Annotated in this window: 19 protein-coding genes; 11 read left to right on the top strand and 8 right to left on the bottom strand. The window is 68.1% G+C overall.

Translation table 11 applies throughout. The features are described 5' to 3' along the window. The first annotated feature begins 34 nt into the window (after window positions 1–34). On the top strand, window positions 35–814 hold the full coding sequence (locus ACLJPX_RS20415) for a deoxyribonuclease IV (RefSeq protein ID WP_101611513.1): 780 nt from the start codon (window positions 35–37) through the stop codon (window positions 812–814). A gap of 670 nt (window positions 815–1,484) precedes the next feature. On the opposite strand, the gene ACLJPX_RS20410 is transcribed toward ACLJPX_RS20415, so the two are convergent. After that, window positions 1,485–1,967, bottom strand: a complete 483-nt coding sequence (locus ACLJPX_RS20410; protein WP_410601497.1) for a hypothetical protein — start codon at window positions 1,965–1,967, stop codon at window positions 1,485–1,487. A 111-nt stretch (window positions 1,968–2,078) separates the two neighbouring features. Between ACLJPX_RS20410 and ACLJPX_RS20405 the strand changes: the two genes are divergently transcribed. After that, window positions 2,079–2,588, top strand: coding sequence for a hypothetical protein (locus ACLJPX_RS20405; RefSeq protein ID WP_410601496.1), 510 nt, complete (start codon window positions 2,079–2,081; stop codon window positions 2,586–2,588). A 45-nt stretch (window positions 2,589–2,633) separates the two neighbouring features. Beyond that, complete coding sequence (locus ACLJPX_RS20400) at window positions 2,634–2,972, top strand: hypothetical protein (RefSeq protein ID WP_410601495.1); 339 nt, start codon at window positions 2,634–2,636, stop codon at window positions 2,970–2,972. Here the strand turns inward: ACLJPX_RS20400 and ACLJPX_RS20395 are convergent. The 3 genes from ACLJPX_RS20395 to ACLJPX_RS20385 form a co-directional block, all read right to left on the bottom strand. After that, the gene (locus ACLJPX_RS20395) at window positions 2,929–4,473 is read right to left on the bottom strand and encodes a glycosyltransferase family 87 protein (protein ID WP_410601494.1); all 1,545 of its coding nucleotides are present in this window, start codon (window positions 4,471–4,473) and stop codon (window positions 2,929–2,931) included. The two genes, ACLJPX_RS20400 and ACLJPX_RS20395, sit on opposite strands and share 44 nt — an antisense overlap. Before the next feature lie 204 nt (window positions 4,474–4,677). Next, entirely contained in the window at window positions 4,678–5,022 is a 345-nt protein-coding gene (locus tag ACLJPX_RS20390; protein WP_410601492.1) for a hypothetical protein, read from the bottom strand. A 70-nt stretch (window positions 5,023–5,092) separates the two neighbouring features. Continuing rightward, the gene (locus ACLJPX_RS20385; RefSeq protein ID WP_410601491.1) at window positions 5,093–6,166 is read right to left on the bottom strand and encodes an ROK family transcriptional regulator; all 1,074 of its coding nucleotides are present in this window, start codon (window positions 6,164–6,166) and stop codon (window positions 5,093–5,095) included. A 55-nt stretch (window positions 6,167–6,221) separates the two neighbouring features. Here ACLJPX_RS20385 and ACLJPX_RS20380 point away from each other — a divergent pair, with 55 nt between their 5' ends. Beyond that, on the top strand, window positions 6,222–7,271 hold the full coding sequence (locus tag ACLJPX_RS20380; protein WP_410601490.1) for a Gfo/Idh/MocA family oxidoreductase: 1,050 nt from the start codon (window positions 6,222–6,224) through the stop codon (window positions 7,269–7,271). A gap of 91 nt (window positions 7,272–7,362) precedes the next feature. Here ACLJPX_RS20380 and ACLJPX_RS20375 read toward each other — a convergent pair whose 3' ends face one another. The 3 genes from ACLJPX_RS20375 to ACLJPX_RS20365 all read right to left on the bottom strand — a co-directional run bounded on the left by ACLJPX_RS20375 (window position 7,363) and on the right by ACLJPX_RS20365 (window position 13,364). Further along, window positions 7,363–9,903 carry a transglycosylase domain-containing protein gene (locus ACLJPX_RS20375; RefSeq protein WP_410601489.1) on the bottom strand — a complete coding sequence of 847 codons (2,541 nt, stop codon included), beginning with the start codon at window positions 9,901–9,903 and terminating at the stop codon, window positions 7,363–7,365. A 163-nt stretch (window positions 9,904–10,066) separates the two neighbouring features. Continuing rightward, window positions 10,067–12,454 (bottom strand): transglycosylase domain-containing protein, encoded by a 2,388-nt coding sequence (locus ACLJPX_RS20370; protein WP_410601912.1) that lies wholly within the window; start codon window positions 12,452–12,454, stop codon window positions 10,067–10,069. Window positions 12,455–12,950: 496 nt separating this feature from the next. Continuing rightward, window positions 12,951–13,364 (bottom strand): DUF5318 domain-containing protein, encoded by a 414-nt coding sequence (locus tag ACLJPX_RS20365; RefSeq protein ID WP_101611505.1) that lies wholly within the window; start codon window positions 13,362–13,364, stop codon window positions 12,951–12,953. A gap of 248 nt (window positions 13,365–13,612) precedes the next feature. On the opposite strand from ACLJPX_RS20365, the gene ACLJPX_RS20360 reads away from it, so the two are divergent. Both ACLJPX_RS20360 and ACLJPX_RS20355 read left to right on the top strand, forming a co-directional pair. Further along, a complete protein-coding gene (locus ACLJPX_RS20360) occupies window positions 13,613–14,158 on the top strand; it encodes a PadR family transcriptional regulator (protein ID WP_101611504.1) in 546 nt (181 codons plus the stop codon). 62 nt (window positions 14,159–14,220) lie between these two features. After that, complete coding sequence (locus tag ACLJPX_RS20355) at window positions 14,221–15,303, top strand: inositol-3-phosphate synthase (RefSeq protein ID WP_101611503.1); 1,083 nt, start codon at window positions 14,221–14,223, stop codon at window positions 15,301–15,303. A 94-nt stretch (window positions 15,304–15,397) separates the two neighbouring features. Here the strand turns inward: ACLJPX_RS20355 and ACLJPX_RS20350 are convergent, their stop codons facing one another. Further along, a complete protein-coding gene (locus ACLJPX_RS20350) occupies window positions 15,398–16,033 on the bottom strand; it encodes an HAD family hydrolase (protein WP_410601488.1) in 636 nt (211 codons plus the stop codon). A 77-nt stretch (window positions 16,034–16,110) separates the two neighbouring features. Between ACLJPX_RS20350 and ACLJPX_RS20345 the strand changes: the two genes are divergently transcribed. From ACLJPX_RS20345 to ACLJPX_RS20325, 5 genes are all read left to right on the top strand, one after another. Beyond that, window positions 16,111–16,569: a MarR family winged helix-turn-helix transcriptional regulator gene (locus tag ACLJPX_RS20345; RefSeq protein WP_101611501.1), complete on the top strand. Its 459-nt coding sequence runs from the start codon at window positions 16,111–16,113 to the stop codon at window positions 16,567–16,569. Then, window positions 16,559–17,776 (top strand): MFS transporter, encoded by a 1,218-nt coding sequence (locus ACLJPX_RS20340; RefSeq protein WP_410601487.1) that lies wholly within the window; start codon window positions 16,559–16,561, stop codon window positions 17,774–17,776. The genes ACLJPX_RS20345 and ACLJPX_RS20340 overlap by 11 nt, the downstream gene beginning before the upstream one ends. A gap of 97 nt (window positions 17,777–17,873) precedes the next feature. Continuing rightward, entirely contained in the window at window positions 17,874–19,928 is a 2,055-nt protein-coding gene (locus ACLJPX_RS20335; protein ID WP_410601486.1) for a PhoX family protein, read from the top strand. A 178-nt stretch (window positions 19,929–20,106) separates the two neighbouring features. Further along, window positions 20,107–22,206 (top strand): PhoX family protein, encoded by a 2,100-nt coding sequence (locus tag ACLJPX_RS20330; RefSeq protein ID WP_101611498.1) that lies wholly within the window; start codon window positions 20,107–20,109, stop codon window positions 22,204–22,206. 151 nt (window positions 22,207–22,357) lie between these two features. Further along, window positions 22,358–23,977 (top strand): SdrD B-like domain-containing protein, encoded by a 1,620-nt coding sequence (locus ACLJPX_RS20325; protein ID WP_410601910.1) that lies wholly within the window; start codon window positions 22,358–22,360, stop codon window positions 23,975–23,977. The last annotated feature ends 7 nt before the right edge of the window (window positions 23,978–23,984 follow it).

Genomic DNA, 23,984 nt, shown 5'->3' with positions numbered 1-23,984 from the left:
GCCGGGGAAAAAGCGACGAGGGTAGTTTGCTGGCATGAAAATCGGTGCCCATGTCCGCGACGACGACCCCCTCTCCGCGGTCGCCGAACGCGAGGCCGAGGTCCTCCAGTTCTTCCTTTCCGACCCGCAGGGCTGGAAGGCTCCCAAACCCCATCCGCACGGCGAAGCCATCAAAGAGTCGCCGGTCGAGGTGTTCATCCACTCGCCGTACCTGATCAACGTGGCGTCGTTGAACAACCGCATCCGCATCCCGTCGCGGAAGAACGTCACCCAGCACGCGAACGGCGCGGCCGAGATCGGCGCGAAAGGGCTCGTCGTGCACGGCGGCCACGTCGGTTCTTCGGAAGACGTCGAAGACGGCCTCGTCAACTGGCGCAAGCTTTTCGAGCGTGAACAGGAGAAGGGCGGCTTCGCCGTGCCGATCCTGATCGAGAACACCGCCGGCGGCGACAGCGCGATGACCCGCGACCTCGACACGATCGCCCGGCTCTGGGACAAGGTCGGCGAATTCGGCGCGGGCTTCTGTTTCGACACCTGCCACGCGTACGCGGCGGGCTGGGACCTGACCGAGGCGGTCAAGAAGGTCAAGGCCATCACCGGCCGGATCGACCTGGTGCACCTCAACAACTCGCGCGACGAGTTCGGTTCCACCCGGGACCGGCACGCCAACATCGTCGGCGGCGACGGCACGATCGACCCCGAGGTGCTGGCCGCGGTCGCCGCCGAGGCGGGCGCCCCGGTGATCGTCGAGACCCCGGCCGACGGCCAGGCCGCCGACATCGCCTACGTCCGCGAGCGCGTCGCCTCCGCCTGACCCTCCCGCGTTTAGTCCTCTAGATGCGCTTACCCCGCATTTAGAGGACTAAATGCGGGGTAAGGCAAAGGCGTCGTCCCCGGGCCTGGTGGTTTCTTCCGGCGCGGGGTCAGGCCTGATGACTGTGTGGATTTTGGGACATCTGACGTCCCAAAATCCACACAGTCCCGCCTCACCTACCCGATCGCCATAGCGCCAGTCCGCCTGAGGGGATGTTGCGAAGGGCGCTTTCGCGACGTCTTCGCCCGGCGGATCCGCGTTGTGTCCAGGTGGTCGTGAGTGGCGATTCGGGTTAGAGCCGAAGGGGTCTTAGGTACCTGCTGGTTGTGGCTGGAGTTGGTTGCAGGTCCGTGAAGGCCTCCTTGCCTACTCTGAAGGTAGTGAAGGAGGCCTTCACGGACTACGTGATCGGCCTCCGCCGTCTCAGCGACACCCGGCGGTGGCGTGGTGGGTCGTCGTGAGGGCCGCGCCAGCCAGTCCGGGTGTCTCGAAAGCCACTTTCGCGACGTCTGGTGTCCCGAAAGTGGCTTTCGCGACACGGCCGCTGGGCAGCACGAACTTGCGAACACTCGCACGCAAAATCCAATAGGTACCTAGGGCACCCTTGGCTAGAACCCGAATCGCCACTCACGACCAACCCGACCCACGCCGTCCGGACTGGCGCGGGTCGTCAGTCGTCCTCTTCGGCGATCTTCCGCCGTCGCATCTCGGCACGCGCGGCGAGCATGGTGCGCTGCTTGACCATCTGGGACAGGAGCGACGCGGCGTCGCGCAGGGCTTCCCGGGTGTCGAGCTCGTAGTCGTAATCCGACGACTGGTAGCGGGCCCACGCCAGCTCGGTGTCGGTGCCGACCGCGGTCCTCCGCAGCCACTCCACCGTGGTGTCGATCATCGAATCCAGCTGGGCCGACCGCGCGTTCAGCCCGCTCGTCACGTCGTCTTCGGGCGCGAACGCGAACGGGCTCGGCTCGTCGGCGGCCTCCCCCAGCATTTCCCGCACGGCGTCGTCGGTGAGCTCTTCGGCGTCACGCGGCAACTCCGCCGCGAGTTGCCACCGGCCTCCCGTGAAGCGCTCGACCATGATGATCGCGGAATACCCGTGCAACGTCGTCGTGCGGTGGACGACCGTGCCGTGCGCCAGGTGGAAGGCCATGCGCGCAGGCTACTCAAGCGGGAGTCACTTCCCTCTCCAGCGGGAGGGCCGGGCGGGCGCGGCACGGAAGGCTCATTCCCATCAGGACGGTCCTGGTACTGGAGGGAAGCCATGAACATCAAGTCGAAGATCGCCGCGGTCGCCGTGCTCGCCATCGCGGCGGGAACACTGGGGGCGACGCAGGCGAGTGCCGCGCCGGAGCGGGGTTCGGTCGTCTTGGGATCGGCGGGCGGACCGCTGACGTTCCCGGGCTACGACAACGACCCGGTCCGCTTCGACTTCGCCGCGTTCGGCGAGCCCGGCAAATCCTCGGGCCGGTTCCACGTGAATCATCTGACCAAGGACGGAAAACTCGTCGCCGACTTCGACGGCCGGGTCGACTGTGTCTCCCGCGCCGGCACCCTCGCCATCTTGACCGGCGTGATCGAACGTGCCGACATTCCTGGCCTCCCCGTGAACGTCGTCGGCCGCCGGGTCGGCTTCTCGGTGCAGGACGAGCCGCGCGGCCACGATCGAATCGGCTGGAGCTGGGCCTACGGCGGAATCGAGCACGACGTCCTGCCGTGCACCGGACCTGTGCCGTTCTTCCAGACGAGCACGGGCGGCTACACCGTCCGATGAAATCGGCTTGACCCTCTCGCCACGGGAGGGTCGAACCTGGTCCGCATGATCGAGAATCGGACCGTCTACCGGGCGGAGGACGGCGAGCACGTCGGCTACGTCGTCCCCGCGCCGGACACGCGCTGGCAGGCACTGACCGTTTTCGGCTACCCGCTCGGCGGGCCGGCCGCCTTCGACGACTCCGTCGCGTTGCTGGAGGCCGAAGGCCTGGCCGTGCTCGCCGAGCGCTGGTCGGTCAAGCACGGCGAGGACTGGGTCACCTGCCGCCTCGTCGAGACGTCACCCGAAGCGGTCGTCGTCCAGATCAACGACTTCGGTGCCGAGGACTTCGGCAAGAATCTCAGGCTGGAACGTCCTGGACCTGATGTGTTGAAGCGCGCTTGACGTCAGGAGCGCCATCGAGGAAGCCGCCCACCGGATCGTCGTCACCGGCGAGGCGGACGGGGTCGGTCCGCGGCCGGTAGATGTCGCGGACCACCAGCGCGCACAGGCCGATCACCGCGAGGTCGCGGACGACGACGGTGCCGAGGAACCAGTCCTCGGGCAGGCCTTTGTGATCGACGCCGAGGTAGTACATCATCCGCGGCGCCCAGACGAGCGCGTCGATGACCATCCAGCCGAGCAGCAGCCGCCAGCGCGGGATCGCGAGGACCGCCAGCGGCACCAGCCACAGCGAGTACTGCGGGCTCCACACCTTGTTGGTCAGCAAGAACGCGGCCACCACCAGGAAGGCCAGCTGGCCGAGCCGCGGACGGCGCGGTGCCTTCAGCGCGACGTACCCGATGCCGGCGCAGGCGGCCAGGAACAACACCGCGACGACGGTGTTGAGCACGACCGGTGTCTGGCCCGCGGTGAGTTTCCCGTCGAAACCGGCCCAGCCGGAAAGGTGGGAGAACACGTTGTAGAGCGAGTCCGGATCCATCGGGCGCGTCGTGTTGAGCCGGAAGAACTCCCACCAGCCGGTCGGCGCGGCGAGCGCGAACGGGACGTTGACCACCACGAACGTCGCCACGGCGAGCCCTGCGGTGAGTGCCCAGTGTTTGACCTTGCCCGCGCGCAGGCACAGGAAGAACAACGGGATGAGCAGGAGCAGCGGATACAGCTTCGCCGCCGCGCCGAGACCGAGCAGGAAACCCGCGATCTCGGGCCGCTTCCGGGCCCAGGCGAGCAGCGCGGTCGCGGTGAACGCGGTCGCGATGGCGTCGAAGTTCGTGAAAGTGTGCACCAGCACCAGCGGCGAGATCGCCACCAGCACCGCGTCCCACGGCCGGCGTTTCAACGACCGGCCGGTCGCCCACACCGTGACGAGCCAGGCCAGCGCGAGCCAGAGCGCCGAGATGTTGAAGTAGACGGCGACCGGGAGCGCGCCGGGCAGCCAGCCCGATTCCGCGATCGAGAGCCAGGCTTCGGTGAGCTTCGCGTTGATCCACTGGAACAGCCCGGTCGCGACCGGGTACTCCATGTACCGCGTGGTCTCCTTCGCCGTTCCCGCGTCCTCGGTCCACGAAGTCACGTACGGGAAGGTGTCGGGATCGTTCAGCCGCTCGGAACTGTAGAGCGGGATGATGTCCGAATAGCACATCGCGACGAACGGGCGGCCCGCCCGCCAGTCGAGCTGGTTCACGCCGGAGTCGTCGGTGTACTGCTGGATGCAGGACGCCTTGCCGAACCACGAGAGCAGCAGCGCGAGGCAGGCCAGCAGCAGCCCGACCCGCTGCGGCGACCAGAACCAGTGCCGCCCCACGGCCGCGTGCTCGCCGAGCGGGCCGCCGATCGGCCGGGTGGCCGCGGCCACGAGCGGTTCGTTCCAGCTCGGGATGACCCGCTCGCCCGGGGTGAGGGACAGCGGGGTCTCGCGCTCCGGCGGGGTCGTCTGGTCGGACACGTGGCGGATGTTAGCGCCTATCCGGGTGACCCTCCGGTGATATCGCCGCTACCTGGGTCGTGAGTGGCGGGTGAGCCGGGGCCATGTAGTCCGTGAAGGACTCCTTGAGGGACCCAGGGTCCCTCAAAGTTCCCCTCACACCTCCCGGAGATGGCGCGTGAAGGCCCCTCCGGCGATATCGCCGCCGTCGTAGAACTCGGCGAGCTATTGGTGTCCACAGACCCACTTCCAGGTGGCGTCTCCGTAGGCCTTGGCCGCGGTGTCAGGATCCTTGCCGCGGGCTGGCATAGCCGTGCGATCAGCCATTTCAGGTGTCAGAACGGTGCGCGCGAGCCCGCTGATCGCGAGTGCGGATCCAGCACTGCAGAAGTTCTTCGCCGCATCGAACATCTCGTCATAGGTATGCGGGGAGTTCGGTGTGAACCCGGCGGTCTTCATCGCGGCCGTCCACTCGGTTTTGGGGTCGGGAGGGGTCTCCTCTGCGCCGCAGCCTGTCAGCAAAACCCCGTAAGTCGCGGCTATGGTCGCGATGATCGTCCTGGCGCGCAACTGGCTCCCCTTTGACTCCCGAATGTGATGCTAGGTCGTCGAGAGGGTGCTGTCCGTTACTGGGAAGCTCCTAGGTGATATCGCCGCTGTCGTAGAACCCGGCGAGCACCTCGGCCGCCGCGCCGAACGCGACGACGTCGTCGCCCATCTCGTCGAGATCGACCTGGATTCGTTGCCAGTGCGGCAAAGGCAGCAGTTCCCGGAGCCGCGCGGCGACCGTGTCGCGGTACACCTCCGGCTCCTCGCGGACCGAACGCCCGGTCAGCACGACACGTTCGAGGTCGAGGATCTGGACGAGGTCGGCGAGCCCGGTCCCCAGCAGCCCCGCCGCCTCCTCCGTGGTCGCGGCCGCGTTGTGCAGCACCTCGACGCAGCCGCGGCGCCCGCACGCGCAGCGCGGTCCGTCGAAGGCGAGGGTCGTATGCCCGAATTCACCCGCGTTGGTGCGCGGTCCGCGGTACAGCCTGCCGTCGATCAGCAGGCCGACGCCGATGCCGGTGCCGACGAGCACGACGGCGGTCGCGGCCCGGTCGCCCTCCGGCCAGTGCTGGGCGAAGGCGGCGGCGTTGGTGTTCTTGTCGAGTCGCACGGGCAGGCCGGTGCGCTTCGCGAGCAGGTCGCGCAGGGGGACGTGGTGCCAGCCCGGCATGTTCGTGGCGTCCCGGACCACGCCTTCGTGGTGGTCGAGCGGGCCGACGCTGCCGACGCCGAGGCCGAGCACGCGTTCACGCTCGATGCCGTCGAGCAGTGCTTCCGTCGCTTCACCCAGCGCGGAAACGGCCTGGTCAGGGGTGAATCCCGGCGACAGCGGCCCGTCTTCCGAGGCGACGATCTTCCCGGCCAGATCGGTCCGGACCACCCGGAAGGAGTCCCGGTCGAGCTGCGCGCCGAGCGCGTGCCGCGCGTCCGGGCGGATGCGCAGCAGCGTGCGCGGCTTGCCGACCCCGGCCGCGGGCTGGCGTTCCTCGTCCAGCAGGCCGGCTTCGAGCAGTTCGGGGACGATCTTCGAGACGGCCTGCTGCGTGAGCCGGGTGCGTTCCGCCAGCTCGACGCGGCTGAGCCCGCCCGCGCGCAGGATGTGCGTGAGCAGCAGTGCCCGATTGTGCTGGCGCAGCCCGCGCAGATTGACCCCGGTGTCCGGCATAGCGCGCATCCTGCCACGGCTGGCTGATTACGCAACACTGTTGTTTAATGGAGGCATGGCTGACTTGCGAGTGGGGATCTTCGGATACGGCATCGGCGGGCGCGTCTTCCACGCCCCGCTGATCAGCGCGACGCCGGGGCTGACCCCGGCCGCCATCGTCACCTCGAACCCGGAGCGGGTCGGGCAGGCCAGTGCCGACTATCCGGCCGCCGAGGTGCTGCCGGACGCGGACGCGTTGTTCGCGAAGGCGGACGACCTGGACCTGGTCGTCGTCAGCACGCCGAACCGCACGCACGTCCCGCTCGCGCTTCGGGCGATCGAGGCAGGGCTGCCCGTCGTCGTCGACAAGCCCTTCGCGCCGACAGCGGCCGAAGCGGCGAAGGTCGTCGAAGCCGCGGAGGCCAACGGCGTCGGCCTGACGGTGTTCCAGAACCGCCGGTTCGACTCGGACTTCCTCACCGTCCGGAAGCTGCTCGACGCGGGCCGCCTCGGCGACGTCTTCCGCTTCGAATCACGCTACGACCGCTGGGTGCCGAAGCCGCGGGACAACTGGCGCGAGTTCGGTGATCCCGCCGAGGCGGGCGGGCTGCTCTACGACCTCGGCGCGCATATCGTCGACCAGGCGCTGCAGCTGTTCGGCCCGGTCGCGGAGGTCTACGCGGAGGTCGACAAGCGCCGTGACGGGGTCTCGGTCGACGACGACGTCTTCGTCGCCCTCCACCACACGAACGGCGTGCGCTCGCACCTGTGGGCGTCCGCGCTGGCGGGGACCCGGAATCCCCGGTTCCGCGTGCTCGGCGACAAGGCGACTTTCACCAAGTACGGCCTCGACGTCCAAGAGCCGCAGATCAAGGACGGGCTGCGGCCCGGCGACCCCGGCTGGGCGGTCGAACCGCCGTCGGACGCCGGAAAGCTCGGCGTGAACGACGACGTCGAGACCGTGCCCACCGAGGTCGGCCGCTATGAGGACTTCTACGCGCAGGTGCGCGACGCGCTCCTCGGCAAGGGCGAGTTCCCGGTCGATCCCGCCTCCGCCGTCGACGCGCTCCGGGTCATCGAAGCCGCTCACCTTTCGGGTGCCGAACGGCGCGTCGTCACCCTCTGACCGAGGGGCTGAAGGGGACTTTCCCCGCATAGGACGTAGCAAAGGGGCCCTTCACCGCATGACATGCGGTGAAGGGCCCCTTCAGCTGCTGCTATCCGTTGTCCCCTCTGCCGCCACCGCGGCCGGGACCGTTGCCTTCTTCCCCGTTGTTCTCACTGGACGAAGGCGGGTTCTTCGAGCTCGACGGCGGCTCCGTCTCCTCATTCCGCGAAGACTGCCCTGTCGACGGGCCCGTCGACGGCGTGCCGGTCTCGTTCGGGTCCTCGTTGTCGCTCGGCGGGGTCTGCGTCGAAGGGACGGTGTTGCTGTCGTCCCCGCCGATGATCTTGACCTTGTCGAAGCGCTCCCCCGGCTTGCCGTTCAGGTACAGCGAAAGGAACTTCTGCCAGATCGGCCCGGCGATCGTCGAACCGAAGATCGCCTTGCCGTTCTTGCCCTTCAGCGCCTTGTCGCCGTCGCCGCCGACCCACACCGCGGCCGAGATCGACGGCGTGTAGCCGACCATCCAGGTCTGCGAGTTGGAGTCCTTCGCCGACGCGGGCTCGCCCGGCCGGTAGGTGTGCTGCTGGGTTCCCGTCTTGCCGGCGCACTCGTGACCGTTGGGGCACTTGAGCTTCGAGAACGGGATGACACCCTTGAGCGACTCGGTGACGTTGCCCGCGATCTGCTTGCTCTTGTCGGAGTCGTCGGAGAAGGCGGGCTTCGCCTCCTCCGGAGCCGAGTACGCGGCCTCGTCCTGCGAGTTGGTCACCTTGGCGACGAAATGCCTGTTCCGCCGCTGGCCATCACCCGCGAAGGTCGCGTACGAGGCGGCCATGTCCTCCGGGCTGACGGCCGTCTTGCCACCGCCGAGCGCGATGTTGTTGTCGGCGAACAGTTCGGAGGCGCCCTCGGGGGCGGGTTTGATCCCGGCGTCCTTGGCGGCCTGTGCCACCGGCCCGGGCTTGGTCACGTTCACGACCATGTCGTAGAACACCGTGTTCGCGGAGCGCTGCATCGCCTCGGACACCGTGCACTGCGCCGAACACGAGCTGCCGGGACCGGCGTTGCGGATCGTCTGCTTCCCGAACTGCCGGTTGTTGGACCCGTCGAACGTCGAGTTGATGCCGCCCTTGCCCATCTGCATGTACGCGGTGAGGTCGAACGGCTTCATCGACGACCCGGGGTTCTGCGGCGTGTTCGCCCAGTCCCGGCCCTTCTGGTCCTTGCCGTCGGGCCCCTTCACGATGGACGGGCCACCGTAGTACGCCTTCACGCCACCGGTCTTGGGGTCGATCGCGACGAGCGCGTTGAGCAGGTTCTCGTCGGTCTGGCCCTTCATCCCGTCGGCGACCGCCTGTTCGGCCGCGGCCTGCGCCTTCGGGTCGATGGTCGTGTAGACCTTGTAGCCGCCCGTGTAGTAGACGTCGCCGGTGATGCCGTTCGCGGCGAGCTCTTCCTTGACCTTGTCGCGGATGAACGGGTTGACCACCCCGGCCTGTTCCTTGTCGGCTTGCGGCACCGGCGTCGGGAACTGCATGTTCGCGCGGTCCGCGGCGGAGAGGAAACCGTTCTGCACCATCCGGTTCAGCGCGACGGTCCAGCGTTCGTTCGCGACCTTCTCGTTCTCCGAACGGCCGGGCTGCTGGATGAGGCCCGCGAGGAGCGCGGCTTCGGAGGCGTTCAGCTCGCCGGCGGGCTTGGCGAAGAACGCCTGCGCGGCCGATTCGATGCCGTACGCGCCGCGCCCGAAGTAGATGATGTTCAGGTACGCCGAGATGATGTCCTTCTTCTCGTACGTCTGGTTCATCTTGAAGGATTTGGCGAGTTCGGTCCATTTACGGGTGAGTGACGATTCGTCGTTCCCGCTGGCGACCTTGATGTACTGCTGGGAGATGGTCGAACCACCGCCCTTGCCCGCGGTCACCTGGTTGTAGACCGCGCGCAGGATGCCGCCGATGTCGAAGCCGGAGTTCGTCTCGAAGGAGGCGTCCTCGGTGGCGATGACGGCCTTCTTGACGACGTCCGGGATCTGCTCCGGCGTCAGGATCTGCCGGTTGCCACCCTTGGGCACGTCCTTGCCCATTTCGGTGTTGTCGGCGTAGTAGTACGTCACCGCTTGGCCCTGCGTCGCCGCGATCGACTGCGGCGAAGGGACGTCGACGTTGAAGTAGGTGATCACGAACGCGATCCCCGGGATGACGACGAACAGGCAGAACAGGGCGAGCAAGACCCGCCGGATCCGTCTCCACCGGCGCTTCTTGCGCTGCGCCGGGGTGAGGATCGGCTTCCCGTTTTCGTCGGTCTCCGGGGCGTACTGCTCGTCTTCGTACGGCTCTTCGTAGCCGCGGTCGGCGTCGTACCGGTGCTCGGTGCCGTTGTGCTCGTGATGCGTGATGAGGTCCGGCTCGTGCTGCGGCGCGACCGGCGGTCGCTGCGAACGTCGCGGCTGCTGGGGCGGCGGCTGCTGCTGGGGCGAACCCTGCCGCTGCCACGGTGCCTGCCCCGGTCCCTGCGGTCCGGGACCCGGTCGCTGCCCGTAACCCGGAGGAGGACCTCCGGCGGGGCGGCGGGGCGGTCCGGCCGGGCGTTGCGGACGACGGGCGGGGTCCGGGTCCTGACCTGGCCATCCGCCGTGGGGATCGTCGTTCACCTTGACGTCCTCCGAACCTTTCGTGGGTGAGCGCGGTCCTGCGGTCGCAGGTCTCCTTCTACCTAAGACGTATCAAATCGGTTCAGGTTCACCGGGGGCGACGAAAAAAGGTGTGCCGGGCAGCCCTGCCCGGCACACCTTTTTCATGCGCTTCGCCCGGTCATCACGGATCTTCGCCGTTCGGGAACAACGGCTCCGAAGTCCCCGGCCCCGGCCTGGTCGGCTTCGTGGGCTTTGTCGGTTTCGTCGGCCAGCCGCCGGTTTCCGTCGGCTCGGTCGGCTCGGTGGGAATCGTCGGCGTCGGGGTGGTCGTCGGCGTCTCGGGCGGCGTCGACGTCTGCGGCGGCTTCGAGGCCGTCGTCGGCGGCACGTACCTGGCGTCCTTGCCGATCGGCTTGACGCTGTCGAACTTCTCCGACGGCTTGCCGGTCATGTACCGGGACATGAAGTCTTCCCAGATCGGGCCCGCGATGGTCCGGCCGTAGACCGGCTTGCCGCCCTTGTCGTGCAGCGGCTTGTTGCCGTCGCCGCCGACCCACACCGAGGTCGAGATGGTCGGCGTGTAGCCCACCATCCAGGTCTGCGCGTTGCGGTCGCGGTAGCTGGCCGGGTCGCTGTCCTTGAAGTCGTACTGCTGCGTGCCGGTCTTGCCCGCGCAGTCGTGACCCTTCGGGCACTTCAGCTTCGAGTACGGGATGACCTCTTCGAGCGCGTCCGTGACGTTGCCGGCGATCTGCTTGCTCTTGTCGGCGTCGTCACTGAAGGCGGGAGAGCCCTTGGGGGCCGTCTCGTCGAACTCGACCTCGTCCTGGGAGTTGGCCAGCTTGGCGACGAAGTGCTGCTTCTGCCGGACGCCTTCACCGGCGAAGGTGGCGAAACCGGCCGCCATGTCCTCGGCCGTGGTGACCGTGCCACCACCGCCGAGGGCGATGTTGATGTCGGGGCTCAGCTTCGCCTTGCCGCCGTCGGCCTCCACCATCACGCCGGCTTCCTTCGCGGCCTTCGCCACCGGGTCGATCTTCGTCGCGTTGCGGACCATGTCGTAGAACACGGTGTTCGCGGAGACCTTCATCGCCTCGGCGACCGTGCATTGCGTACCGCAGTTGGAGCTCTCGCCCGCGTTCCGGATCGTGCGGCCGTCGAACTTCCGGTTGTTGGAGCCGTCGAACGTCTCGCCGAGTCCCTTGCCCATCTTGAGGAACGCGGTCAGGTCGAAGGCCTTGAACGCCGACCCGGGGTTGTGCGGCACGTTCGCCCAGTCGATGGCCTGGACGTCCTGGCCCTGCGCGTTCTTCGTCCAGTCGGGGCCGCCCCAGTAGGCGACCACACCGCCGGTCTTGGGATCGATCGCGACCAGCGCGTTCAGGATGTTCTCGTCGGTCTGGCCCTTCATCCCCTCGGCGACGGACTCCTCGGCCATCTTCTGCGCCTTGGGGTCGATCGTCGTGGTGATCTTGAAGCCGCCCTGGTGCAGCCGGTCCTGGTCGTAGCCGCGGGCCTCGAGCTCGTCGATCACGCGGTTGCGGATGTGCAGGCTCAGCGTCCCGGCGTCGTCGGCCTTCGCCTGTGCCTTCGGGATCGGCTTCGGGTACTCGGCGGTGGCGCGCTGACCAGGGTCCAGCCACTTGTTCGCCACCATCTGGTCCATCACGAAGTTCCAGCGCCTCTGCGCGTACGCGTCGTTCTCGGACTTGCTCGGGCCCTGGATCAGGCCGGCGAGCAAGGCGGCCTCGGACGCGCCGAGCTCCTTGGCTGGCTTCTTGAAGTAGGCCTGCGCGGCCGCTTCGATGCCGTTCGCGCCGCGACCGAAGTAGATGGTGTTGAGGTACGCGGTGATGATCTCCTCTTTGGACATCTGGTTGTTCATCTTGAAGGATTTGGCCAGCTCGGTCCATTTACGGGTGAGCGTCGGAGCCTCGTTGGCCGTGGCCTTCTTGATGTACTGCTGGGAGATCGTCGAACCGCCGCCCTGGCCGCCGGTGACGTTGTTGTAGACCGCGCGCAGGATGCCGCCGACGTCGAACCCGGAGTTGGTTTCGAACGACGAGTCCTCGGCCGCGTAAACGGCCTTCTTGACCGCGTCCGGGACGTCGCCCGGCTGAAGCAGGTACCGGCTGCCGCCGCTCGCGGGCGCGATCTTGCCCATCGGGCTGCCGTCGGCGTAGGTCAACGTGATCGGCTGGCTCTGCAGGCTCGCGATGCTTTCCTGCGACGGGACGTCCACCAGGAAGTAGGTGATGACGAACGCGATCGCCGGCACCACGACGAACAGGCCGAACATCGAGTAGAGGACCCGGCGGACGATCCGCCAGCGGCGCTTCTTGCGCTGCTTCGGGGTGAGGACCTTCTTCTTGTCGCCGTCTTCGTCCTCGGCGGGCTCGTCGTCGTACTGATCGTCACTCTCCGCGCCGAGGGCCGAGCTTTCGTGACGATCGTCATAGCGATCGTCGTACGGGTCGTAGCCGTACGGGTCTTCGGTGCCGTTGTGCGCGTGGTGCGTGATGAGGTCCGGCTCGCGCTCGTACGGGTCCGGCTCGACCGGGCGGACCATCGCGGTCGCCTGGTCGGCGGGAGCGGGCGGGCGGCGGTTGCCGGGCGGGGGCGGCGGCGGCCGGTGACCGACGGCGCCCTGCTGGGAACGCTGGGGACGGCCACCGGGCGGCGGGGGTCCCTGCCTGCGCGGGGGCATGCCGTTGGGGCGGCGCGGGGCCGCGGGACGGCGTGGTTCGTCGTCGGACGGCCACTCGGGGCCGCCGTTGCCACCGCTGTCCCCGCCGGGCCATTGGGGGTCGACCGGGCGCGGGGCAGCGGACCGTGGTGGGGCCGAGCGGGGGGTGCCGTTCGGGGGCGTCCGGCGCTGGGGGCGGCGCGGGGGTTCCTCGCCCGGCCAGCCGGGCTCGTCCTCTTCGCCCGGCCAGTGGGCACGGCGAGGTGCATCAGGCTCCTGGCCTGGCCAGGAGCGGTTGCGGTCGTCGTTCACGAATGGGCCTCCCAGACCGGCGCTTCGGGGGACGCCGCTCTGTGCTCAACTGCGATTTCGGTACCTGTCACTGACCCGCTGTCCTCTGCGACCGGGTCCGTGGCCGGGTGCTTCCCGGGTCTCCTGTTCCGAGGACGTAGGAGCGCACCAGGTGGTTCCAGTGACAGCTCCGGCATACCTCGACCTCGTAGACGGTGAACTCCGCGAAGAGCCCGTCCATCCGCACCAGTTCTTCCGGTGTCTTGGCTGATCCGGCGACGTGCTTGAGCTCCTCGCCGTAGACCCAGGACACCAGGGTCAGTTCCTCCCGGTGACAGACCGGGCAGTCCTGCTCACCAGGTCGTCCGTGGAATTTCGCGGCCCGCAGGAGGTACGGGCCCGCGTCGCAGACGTCGTATGTGCCGACCCGTCCGGAGTGGACGCCCTTGAGCAGCGAGCGCCGCTGTAAGGCGTAGTCCACGACCTGCCGCTGGTTTCGCACGCCAACAGAGTACGGGCTCTTGCTGTGTGGTCCACGCCCCGTTCTCGGGGAGACGGACCGTGCACGACCGGACACGCCGACGATTCGATAACTCTCCGGTGAATTTCGTCCGGTTCCGCCGACGCTCGATCGGGGTTAGCTACACCACTCCGATGTATCGGCGCGATATAGTGGGCCGGTAGGTTGACCGAACCGGTCTCGGTGGCCAACGCGACCGGTCGCGGTTTGTTCCCGGAAGGGGGTGCGGTGTGCTGGAGCTCGCGATCTTGGGGCTGTTGCACGAGACCCCCATGCACGGTTACGTGCTGCGCAAACGTTTGCACGAGACGCTCGGGATGTTCCGGACGTTCTCGTACGGCTCGCTGTACCCGACCCTGCGTCGGCTGCTGCGCTCCGGTTACCTCGTCGAGGAGCTCGAAGAGGTGGAAGACCGGGCGTGGGCACGCCGGGGCAAGCGCGTGTACAAGCTCACCGCCGAGGGCAAGGAACGGTTCGCCGAACTGCTCGGTGACGCGGGCCCGCAGACGTGGGACGACGAAGGCTTCGGCGTCCACCTGGCGTTCTTCTCGAGGACACCGGCCGACGTCAGGATGCGAATCCTGGAGGGCCGTCGTCGTCGGGTCGAGGAACGCCGAGAAGGACTTCGGACGGCAATGGCGCGGGCCGAGGAGAAGATCGACCGCTACACCCGTGAGCTGCACCGGCTCGGGCTGGAGTCCAGTGAGCGGGAGGTGCGCTGGCTCAATGAGCTGATCGCGCACGAACAGGCCGAGCAGCGCGGACCGGAGACCTGAGGCGCTCTCCGTGCCCGCTGAGCACTACCTACAACTGTTGGACGAATGAAGGAGAAACCGGCATGGGCGAGAACCGCCGCGTTCGGGTGGCCATCGTGGGCGTCGGCAACTGTGCGGCCTCGCTGGTCCAGGGCGTTCAGTACTACCGCGACGCAGATCCCAGCACCCGCGTGCCCGGTTTGATGCACGTCGTGTTCGGCGAGTACCACGTCCGCGACATCGAGTTCGTCGCCGCGTTCGACGTGGACGCCAAGAAGGTCAGCCGCGATCTGTCCGAGGCGATCTTCGCCAGCGAGAACAACACCATCAAGATCGCCGACGTGCCGCCGCTGGGCGTCACGGTGCAGCGCGGTCACACCTACGACGGGCTCGGCCGGTTCTACCGCGAGACCATCGAGGAGTCCGACGAGACCCCGGTCGACGTCGTCGCCGCGCTGCGCGAGGCCGAGGTCGACGTGCTCGTCTCCTATCTGCCGGTGGGCTCCGAAGAGGCCGACAAGTTCTACGCGCAGGCGTGCATCGACGCCGGTGTGGCGTTCGTCAACGCGCTGCCGGTGTTCATCGCCTCCGACCCCGAGTGGGCGGAGAAGTTCCGCGCGGCCGGTGTGCCGATCGTCGGCGACGACATCAAGTCCCAGGTCGGCGCCACCATCACGCACCGCGTGCTGGCGAAGCTGTTCGAGGACCGCGGCGTCCAGCTCGACCGGACGATGCAGCTCAACGTGGGCGGGAACATGGACTTCCTGAACATGAAAGAGCTCGAGCGGCTCGAGTCGAAGAAGATCTCGAAGACCCAGTCGGTCACCTCGCAGGTCGACCGCGAGCTCGGCAAGGGCAACGTCCACATCGGACCGTCGGACTACGTGCAGTGGCTCGACGACCGCAAGTGGGCCTACGTTCGGCTCGAGGGCCGCGCCTTCGGTGACGTGCCGCTGAACCTGGAGTACAAGCTCGAGGTCTGGGACTCGCCGAACTCGGCGGGCATCATCATCGACGCCGTGCGTGCCGCGAAGATCGCGCTGGACCGCGGCGTCGGCGGCCCGATCCTCTCGGCTTCCTCGTACTTCATGAAGTCGCCGCCGGAGCAGTACGACGACTCCACCGCGCGCGACGAGGTCGAGAAGTTCATCGCCGGCGAGGCGTGACCCTCCCGTAGCGCGCTATGAAAGGCCCGTTACTTGCAAATTTTGCAAGTAACGGGCCTTTCATAGCATCGGTGAGGGGGCGCGGAGGCGAGGGTCAGGGTGTGTGAAGGGCCGCGGGCAGGTCCGTGATCGCCGAGATCACCGTCGTCTGCGCCAGCACCGAGGGATCCGGCGGGAAGTGCGGATTCGGCACCGCGTACACCGTCATCCCCGCCGCCAGCGCCGCGCGCAGCCCGTTCGTCGTGTCCTCCACGGCCGCGCAGTTCTTCGGCTCCACGCCCAGCAGCTCCGCCGCCTTCAGATAGACGTCGGGCGCCGGTTTGCCCGCCCCGACCTGCTCCGAGGACACCGCCGTCGGCACCGGCAGCCGCGTGATGTCCAGGAACGCCTTGATCAGCAGCGGCGGCGACGAGCTCGCGATCGCCACCGGCCAGTGCTTCGCGACCTCGCGCACGACGTCCGGTCCGCCCGGGATGATCGGCGGTTTCTCCGCGTACCGCCGCGCCATCCGCTCGACCACCACCTGCGCGACGTCCGCGGGCCGGAGCTGGACGCCGAGGTCGTGTGCCAGGTAGGCGGCCCATTCCGGGGTGCTCATCCCCTGCATCGCCCTGGTCGATTCGTCCCGCCAGGTGCCGTGGAACTCGCGGGCGACCGCCCGCCGGACCTCGTCCCACATCTTTTCCGAATCCACCAGGACACCGTCGAGATCGAAGATCACCGCTTCCACACCCCCAAGCCTAGGCCGAGGCGACCTGTGCGGCAGATTACTTAGCCATGCTCAGTAATTTTAGTTAGCATGGCTAAGTGACCACGAAAGCCGCCGATCTCGCTCACCGGCTGCGCCCGCTGGTGTTCCGGCTGTACTACCTCGTCCGCCGGGAGACCCCGCAGGTGCAGCTCACCCTCACCCAGGGTTCGGTGCTTTCGGAGCTGCTGAACGGCGGCCCGCGCCGGATGAGTGCGCTTGCCGAGCTGGAGCGGGTCCGGATGCCGACGATGACCGACGTCGTCCGCCGCCTGGAGCGGCTCGGCCTGGTCAGCCGCCGTCCCGATCCCGCCGACGGCCGCGCCGTGCTCGTCGAGGTCACCGAGGTGGGGCAGCGTTTCCATCGCCGATTGATCGTCGCCAGGGAGGAATTCCTCCGCGAGCGGCTCATCGGACTGGACGAGCCCGACCGCGCCGCGATCGAAGCAGCGCTCCCCGCTTTCACCAGGTTGCTGCACGAAGACAAGAAGGAGGAACTGATCCGCGATGAGCGCTGAGTCCCACTCGAGCCTGTTGGACGCTCTCAAAGGACAGCCCAAACAGGTATGGATCACCGCGTTCGCCGCGGTCATCGCGTTCATGGGCATCGGGCTGGTCGACCCGATCCTGCTGTCGATCGCCGAAGGCCTGCACGCGACGCCGTCCGAAGTGACGCTGCTGTTCTCCAGCTACCTCGGCGTCCAGGCGGTCGCCATGCTGGTGACCGGCGCGATGAGCGCCCGGTTCGGGGCCAAGCGGACCGTGGTCGTCGGGCTGACGCTGGTCGTCGTCGCCACCGCGCTGTGCGCCGCGTCCGGGTCGATCGAGCAGCTCATCGGGCTGCGCGCGATCTGGGGTCTCGGCAACGCCTTCTTCATCGCCACCGCGCTTTCGGTCATCGTCGGCGCCGCGACCGGCGGCCAGGCGGGCGCGATCCTGCTCTACGAAGCCGCGCTCGGCGTCGGCCTCGCGGTCGGACCGCTGCTGGGCGCGCTGCTCGGCAGCATCTCGTGGCGTGGCCCGTTCATCGGCACTTCGCTGCTGATGCTGTGCGGTCTCGTGCTGTGCTCGATCTTCCTGGCCGCCGATGCCAAGGCGAAGCGGCCGAAGATCCGCCTGCTCGACCCGTTCCGCGCGCTGAAGCACAGCGGTCTCCTGCGCACCTCGATCGGTTCCGCGCTCTACACCGCCGCGTTCTTCGTGGTGCTGGCCTGGTCGCCGTTCGTGCTGGAGTGGAGCGCCGTCGCGGTCGGCCTGATCTTCTGTGGCTGGGGCCTTTCGGTCGCCGTCGCGGGAGTGGTGCTGGCGCCGAAACTCGCCGCGAAGCTCGGTGAGCGGCACGCGACCGTGGTCGCAGTCTTCGGTTACGCCGTCCTGCTGCTGATCATGGCGATCCCGAGCAAGCCGGTGCTGGTCGTCGGCATCATCCTGTCGGGCCTGGTGTCCGGTCTGCTGAACACGCTCTTCACCGGGACGGCCATGTCGATCAGCGACGCCCCGCGTCCGGTCGCGAGTGCCGGGTACAACTTCTGCCGCTGGCTCGGCGGCGCGGTCGCCGCGACCGTCGTCGGTCACCTGGCCGAGTGGTTCGGCGCCAAGCAGGCGCCGTTCGTGATCGCCGCGATCCTGTGCGTCCTCGCCGGTGCCCTGCTGACGATCCGCGAGAAGACCGCGGACCCGCACACGATTCCGGCCGAAGCGGTCCTTGTCGGCGAAGAGATGTAATTCGAACAAAAGGTGAACACCGGACCAACGAGGGGTTTCCTCTCGTTGGTCCGGTGCCTTAGCGTCGACCTCCCGAACTGCCTGACCGGAGGTCCGCGTGAAGTTCCTTCCGTTACTGGCCGGCCACTCACCAAGCCGGGCGTCAGTGACCTGTACCTATCGCTGTGGGGACGCGTGCTTCCACGACGCGCCCAACACCTCGGACAACCCCACCTTCGCCGAAGTCCTCGGGGCGGTGAGCCGCCGCGGCGCGCTGAAGGCGACCGCCGTCGTCGCACTGGCCGCCGGCACGCCGCTCGCGCTCGCCGGGCCCGCCTCCGCCGAGCCGGCGGGACACGGCCACGGCAGGCCGAAACCGCCACCCGGCACCGACTACGAACGAGTGCAACCGAACACGCTCGACGCCGTCGTGGTGCCCGAGGGTTATCGGCAGGGCATCGTGATCCGCTGGGGTGACGCGGTCCTGCCGGGCGCGCCGGAGTTCGACTTCGACCACCAGACAGCCGCCGCGCAGGCGAAGCAGTTCGGCTACAACTGCGACTTCGCCGCGCTGCTGCCCCTCGATCGCTGGGGACTCTCCTCGCTCCTGGTCACGAACCACGAGTACACCTCGGAAGAGTTCATGTTCCGCGGTTACGACCGGAACAACCCGACCGAAGAGCAGGTCAAGATCGCCTGGGCCGCACACGGGCTGACGGTCGTCCAGGTGTCCCGCGGACGGGACACCGGGCACCTGCGGCCGAAGATGTCGCGCTACAACCGCCGCATCACCCTGCACACGCCGTTCAAGGTGACCGGCCCGGCGGCGGGCAGCGAACTGCTCAAGACCGCCGTCGACCCTACTGGCACGGTGGTGCTCGGCACGATGAACAACTGTGCCGGCGGCGTCACGCCGTGGGGCACGATCCTGTCCGGCGAAGAGAACATCAACCAGTACTTCGGGAACGCCGACACGGTGACCGATCCCGTGAAGCGCAAGCGGCTCGCGCGTTACGGCATCAACGGCACCGCGACCACCCGGAAATGGGAGCGGTTCGACGCGCGCTGGGACATCGCCAGGGAACCGAACGAGGCCAACCGCTTCGGCTGGGTGATCGAACTCGACCCGAACGATCCGGACAGCACCCCGGTCAAGCACACGCATCTCGGCCGGTTCAAGCACGAGACGGCGAACATCCGCGTCGCGAAGGACGGCCGCGTGGTCGCCTACTCCGGTGACGACGAGCGCTTCGAGTACATCTACAAGTTCATCTCGAAGGGCCGCATGAAGCCGGGCGACAGCGCCCATGCCAAGCGGCACAACATGACCCTGCTCGACGACGGCACGCTGTACGTCGGCCGGTTCACCGGCGACAGTCCCGCCGCCGAGATCGACGGCACCGGAAAACTGCCCAGCGACGGCGAATTCGACGGCAGCGGAGAATGGATCCCGCTCGCCTCCGGCAAGAAGTCCTTTGTGGACGGAATGACCGCCGAAGAGGTGTACGTCTTCACCCGCGAGGCGGCCGACCGCGTGGGCGCCACCAAGATGGACCGCCCGGAGGACATCCAGGCGCATCCGCGCACCGGCCGGATCTACTGCGCGCTGAGCAACAACGTCGATCGCGGCAAGCCGGGCAAGGAGGGCGCCACCGAGCCCAACCCGCGGCTGAACAACAAACACGGTCAGGTGCTGGAGTTCGAGGAACGCCGTGGCGACGCGCTCGCGCTGACGTTCAGCTGGCGGCTGTTCCTGGTGTGCGGTGACCCGGCTTCGCCCGACACCTACTTCGCCGGGTTCCCCAAGGATCAGGTCTCGCCGATCTCCAGCCCGGACAACGTGGCCTTCGACAAGCACGGCAACCTGTGGATCTCCACCGACTCGGCAGGCGCGCTGGGCATCAACGACGGCCTGTACTCCGTGCCGCTCGAAGGCCGCAACCGCGGGGAGCTGAAGCTGTTCCTCACCGTGCCCCGCGGCGCGGAAACCTGTGGCCCGATCGTCGAAGAGAAGATCGTCACGGTCTGTGTCCAGCATCCGGGTGAAGTGGATGGGGCGAACGCCGACAAACCGGCCTCCCATTGGCCGGACGGCGGCGAAACCCAGCCCCGGCCGTCGGTGGTGGCGGTCTGGAAACCCGGCAGGCACGGCCTGTCCGACATCGGCTCTTAGTCGGCAAGCAACGTTCTAGCAGTACTTTTCGTCGATGGCGCGCGGCCCCTCCGGCAGCGCGCCATCGCTCGTTCGCGCGCTGTTCACCTGCCGTCCAGGACTGGATCGTTTTGGTCGCTTACCGTCACGACGTTCCCCCGACTGGACTACGTGAACCCACCGCGAACATGGAGGCCTTGTGTCCTTCGAGCCTCAGCGGCTCCTGCCGTTGATCACCTCCCATCCCGGCGGCCGCTCCGCGGTCACCTGTGAGTACCGCTGCGGCAACGCGTGTGCCCACCCCGAGCCGAACACCTCCGACAACGAGTACTTCGGCGACGTCGTCAAGAGCATGCTGTCCCGTCGTGGCGCGCTGAAGGCGAGCGCCGTGATGGCCGCGGCGGCCGGAGGTTTCGCCGCGCTGTCCGGCACCGCCGCCGCCGAGACCCCGGCCGACGTCGCGGCCGCCGGCCACGGCAAGCCGGGCCGCCCCGGCCGTCCGGTCCCCGGCACCGACTTCACAGCGGTGCCGCCGAACAAGCTCGACGCGGTCACCATCCCCGAGGGGTACGACCAGCGCGTCGTCATCCGCTGGGGCGACGCCGTCGAATTCGGTGCCCCGAAGTTCGACTTCCGCAAGCAGACCGCGGCGGCGCAGGCGAAGCAGTTCGGCTACAACAACGACTTCGTCGGCCTGATCCCGCAGGATCCGCTGGGCATCCGCAACCTGCTGGTGGTGAACCACGAGTACACCACCGAGGTTCACATGTTCCCGGCCGACCAGTACGACCCGGCCAACCCGACCGAGGAACAGGTCAAGATCGCCTGGGCCGCGCACGGCCTCTCGGTCGTGCAGACCTTCCGCGACCCGATCGGCGGGGCGCTGCGCGCGGTGCCGAGCCCGTTCAACCGCCGCATCACGCTGAACACCGCCTTCGAGGTGCGTGGCCCGGCGGCCGGGTCGAAGTTCCTCAAGACCTCCGCGGACCCGACCGGCCGCAAGGTCTTCGGCACGCAGAACAACTGCGCCGGCGGCGTGACCCCTTGGGGCACCGTGCTTTCCGGTGAGGAGAACGTCAACCAGTACTTCGCCAACGCCGCGTCGGTCACCGACCCGGTCGCGGCCGCGCGCCTCAAGCGCTACGGCTTCTCCGGCGCCGCGACCACCCGCAAGTGGGAGCGGTTCGACAAGCGCTGGGACCTCGCGCAGGAGCCGAACGAGGCCAACCGCTTCGGCTGGGTCGTCGAGATCGACCCGAACGACCCGAACTCGACGCCGATCAAGCACACCGCGCTCGGCCGGTTCAAGCACGAAGCCGCGAACATCAAGATCACCAAGGACGGCCGCGTCGCCGTCTACTCCGGTGACGACGAGCGCTTCGAGTACATCTACAAGTTCGTCTCCAAGGGCAAGTACAAGCCGGGCAAGAGCGCGCACGCGCGGCGGCACAACTCCGCGCTGCTCGACGACGGCACCCTGTACGTCGCCCGGTTCACCGGCGACAGCCCCGGCGAGATCGACGGCACCGGAAAGCTCCCCGCGGACGGCGAATTCGACGGCGTCGGCGAGTGGATCCCGCTGGTCTCGGGCAACAAGTCCTTTGTGGACGGTTTCACCGCCGAGGAGGTCTACGTCTTCACTCGGCAGGCCGCGGACAAGGTCCAGCCGACGAAGATGGACCGCCCCGAGGACATCGAGCCCAACCCGGTCAACGGCCGGATCTACGCGGCGCTGACGAACAACAGCGACCGCGGCGCGGCGGGCAAGGCGGGCGTCGACGAGCCGAACCCGCGCGTCAACAACCGCAACGGGCACATCCTGGAATGGGACGAGGACCGCGGCGACTCGGCCGCCACGAAGTTCAAGTGGCGTCTGCTGCTGGTCTGTGGCGACCCGAAGACGGCCGACACCTACTTCGGCGGCTTCCCGAAGGACCAGGTCAGCCCGATCTCGTGCCCGGACAACGTCGCGTTCGACCGGCACGGGAACCTGTGGATCTCCACCGACGGCAACGCGCTCGGCTCCAACGACGGCCTGTTCTCGGTGCCGGTCGACGGTCCGGAGCGCGGGCACGTCAAGCAGTTCCTGTCGGTCCCGGTCGGCGCGGAGACCTGCGGCCCGGTGGTGACCGACCATCTGGTGCTCGTCGCCGTGCAGCACCCGGGTGAGAACGCGGCCAGCTCCGCGAACCCGACGTCGCACTGGCCGGACGGTGGCACGGCGCAGCCGCGGCCGTCGATCGTGTCGGTGTGGAAGAAGGGCCGCTGGGGCCAGGTCGGCCGCATCGGCGTCAAGTAGGGGGGCGGGATGCCGCCGCCGTGGGAAGACGGCGGCGGCACCCGATCACTCTCGGTTCTGCCTGATCGGGGCGATCGTCGACACGGTTCAGCGATTACGGAACCGGGACCGGGTAACTAGCTTCAGCCCTGTGAAAAGGGCACTGGTGTTGATGACGACCGGGACACTCCTGCTGAGTGCGGGCGCTTTTCCCGCGCTGGCGCAGGCTCCGGCCGTCCCGTCCGGCTGCACCGGCGGCGCCGCGCCGAACCCGAGCGTGGAGCAGGGCAGCCCGCCCGCCGGGTACACGTTCAACCCGGCCGCCCCGGTGCCGACGGGGACACCGAAGAGCAAGCAGCCCCGGCTGTCGACGATGGGCGGCTACCAGCAGGACGGCGGCAAGTACGCCCTGATCTCGACGCCGGACAAGATGGTCAGCACCGCCTACGCGGCGATGAAGTTCGTGCCCGGCGCCGTCTACACGCTGACCGACTGGACCGGCACGAACGACGACAACCTCCGTCGCGCGGACGCCGTCCGGGAAACGGGACTGCGGTTCTACAACGCGTCGAACAAGGTCGTCCTGGAGAACAAACTCAAGGTCACGCACGCCGTCGAGACCGACGGCAAACTGGCGAGGCAGGACTTCCCGCCGTCGACCGCCCCGCCGTCGGCCAGTTCGGTGAAGTTCTTCGCGGCCACCGACCACAACTGGGTCATGTGGGACTGCGTGCACCTGCAGGTCGCCTCGTTCGCGGCGAAGGCGGAGGTGCGTGATCCGGCGAGCGGCGCCTGGGGCGCCACGGCCACCCTCGAAGCGGGCACCACCGCGAACTACCGGTTCACGGTGACCAACGACGGCACCACGACGCTGACCGACATCAAGGCCGACGACCCGTCCTGCGACGTGAAGCCCGCCCCGATCGCGAGCCTCGACGGCGGCAAGTCCGCGACCGTCACCTGCGACCACAAGAACGTCACCGAAGCGGACAACGGCCGCGTCAACACCGTGACCGTCTCCAGCGGCAAGCTGCCGAAGAAGACCGCGACCACGACCATCAAGGTCACCCCGCCGCCCGCGATCGACGAGATCGGGGAGTTCGTCTGGAACGACGTCGACCGGAACGGCCTGCAGGACGCCGCGGAGCCGGGTGTCCCGGGCGTGAAGGTGACGTTGAAGGACGCGTCGGGCACCGCGCTCGGCACGCTCACCACGGACGCCGCCGGCAAGTACCGCTTCACCAAGCTGAAGGACGGCATCTACCAGGTCTGCTTCGACATCAGCGCGCTTCCGCCCGAGTTCGCGGGCTACACGTACACGGCGAAGGACGCGGGTGACGACGCGAAGGACTCGGACGCCGATCAGGCGACCGGTTGCACCGCGACCACCACGGTCGGCCCCCGCAAACGCCTGGACCTGACGTTCGCCGCCGGACTCACCGCGCCGATGAGCAAACTGGGCGACTTCGTCTGGCTGGACAAGGACAAGGACGGCCTGCAGACCCGCGACGAGCTCGGCGTCCCGGACGTGAAGGTGACGTTGAAGGACGCTTCCGCGAAGGAGGTCGGCTCGACCGTGACCGGGCCGGACGGGCGGTACGTCTTCGAACGCTTGCTTCCGGGCTCGTACCAGGTCTGTTTCGACGCCGGGGCCCGGCAGCTGACCCGGTCCGGCGCGGCACAGTACAACGGCACCGACTCGGCGGCGGATCCCGCGACCGGGTGCACCCCGGTGACCACACTGGGGGCGCCGGAGGATCTGACCAGGGACGCCGGGCTGATCGAGCCCTGAACTGTCG

The organism is Amycolatopsis sp. lyj-90, assembly GCF_046549035.1.
GTDB lineage: Bacteria > Actinomycetota > Actinomycetes > Mycobacteriales > Pseudonocardiaceae > Amycolatopsis.
The sequence above is the reverse complement of the archived record's forward strand: the minus strand, read 5'-3'. Positions and strand labels throughout refer to the sequence as shown.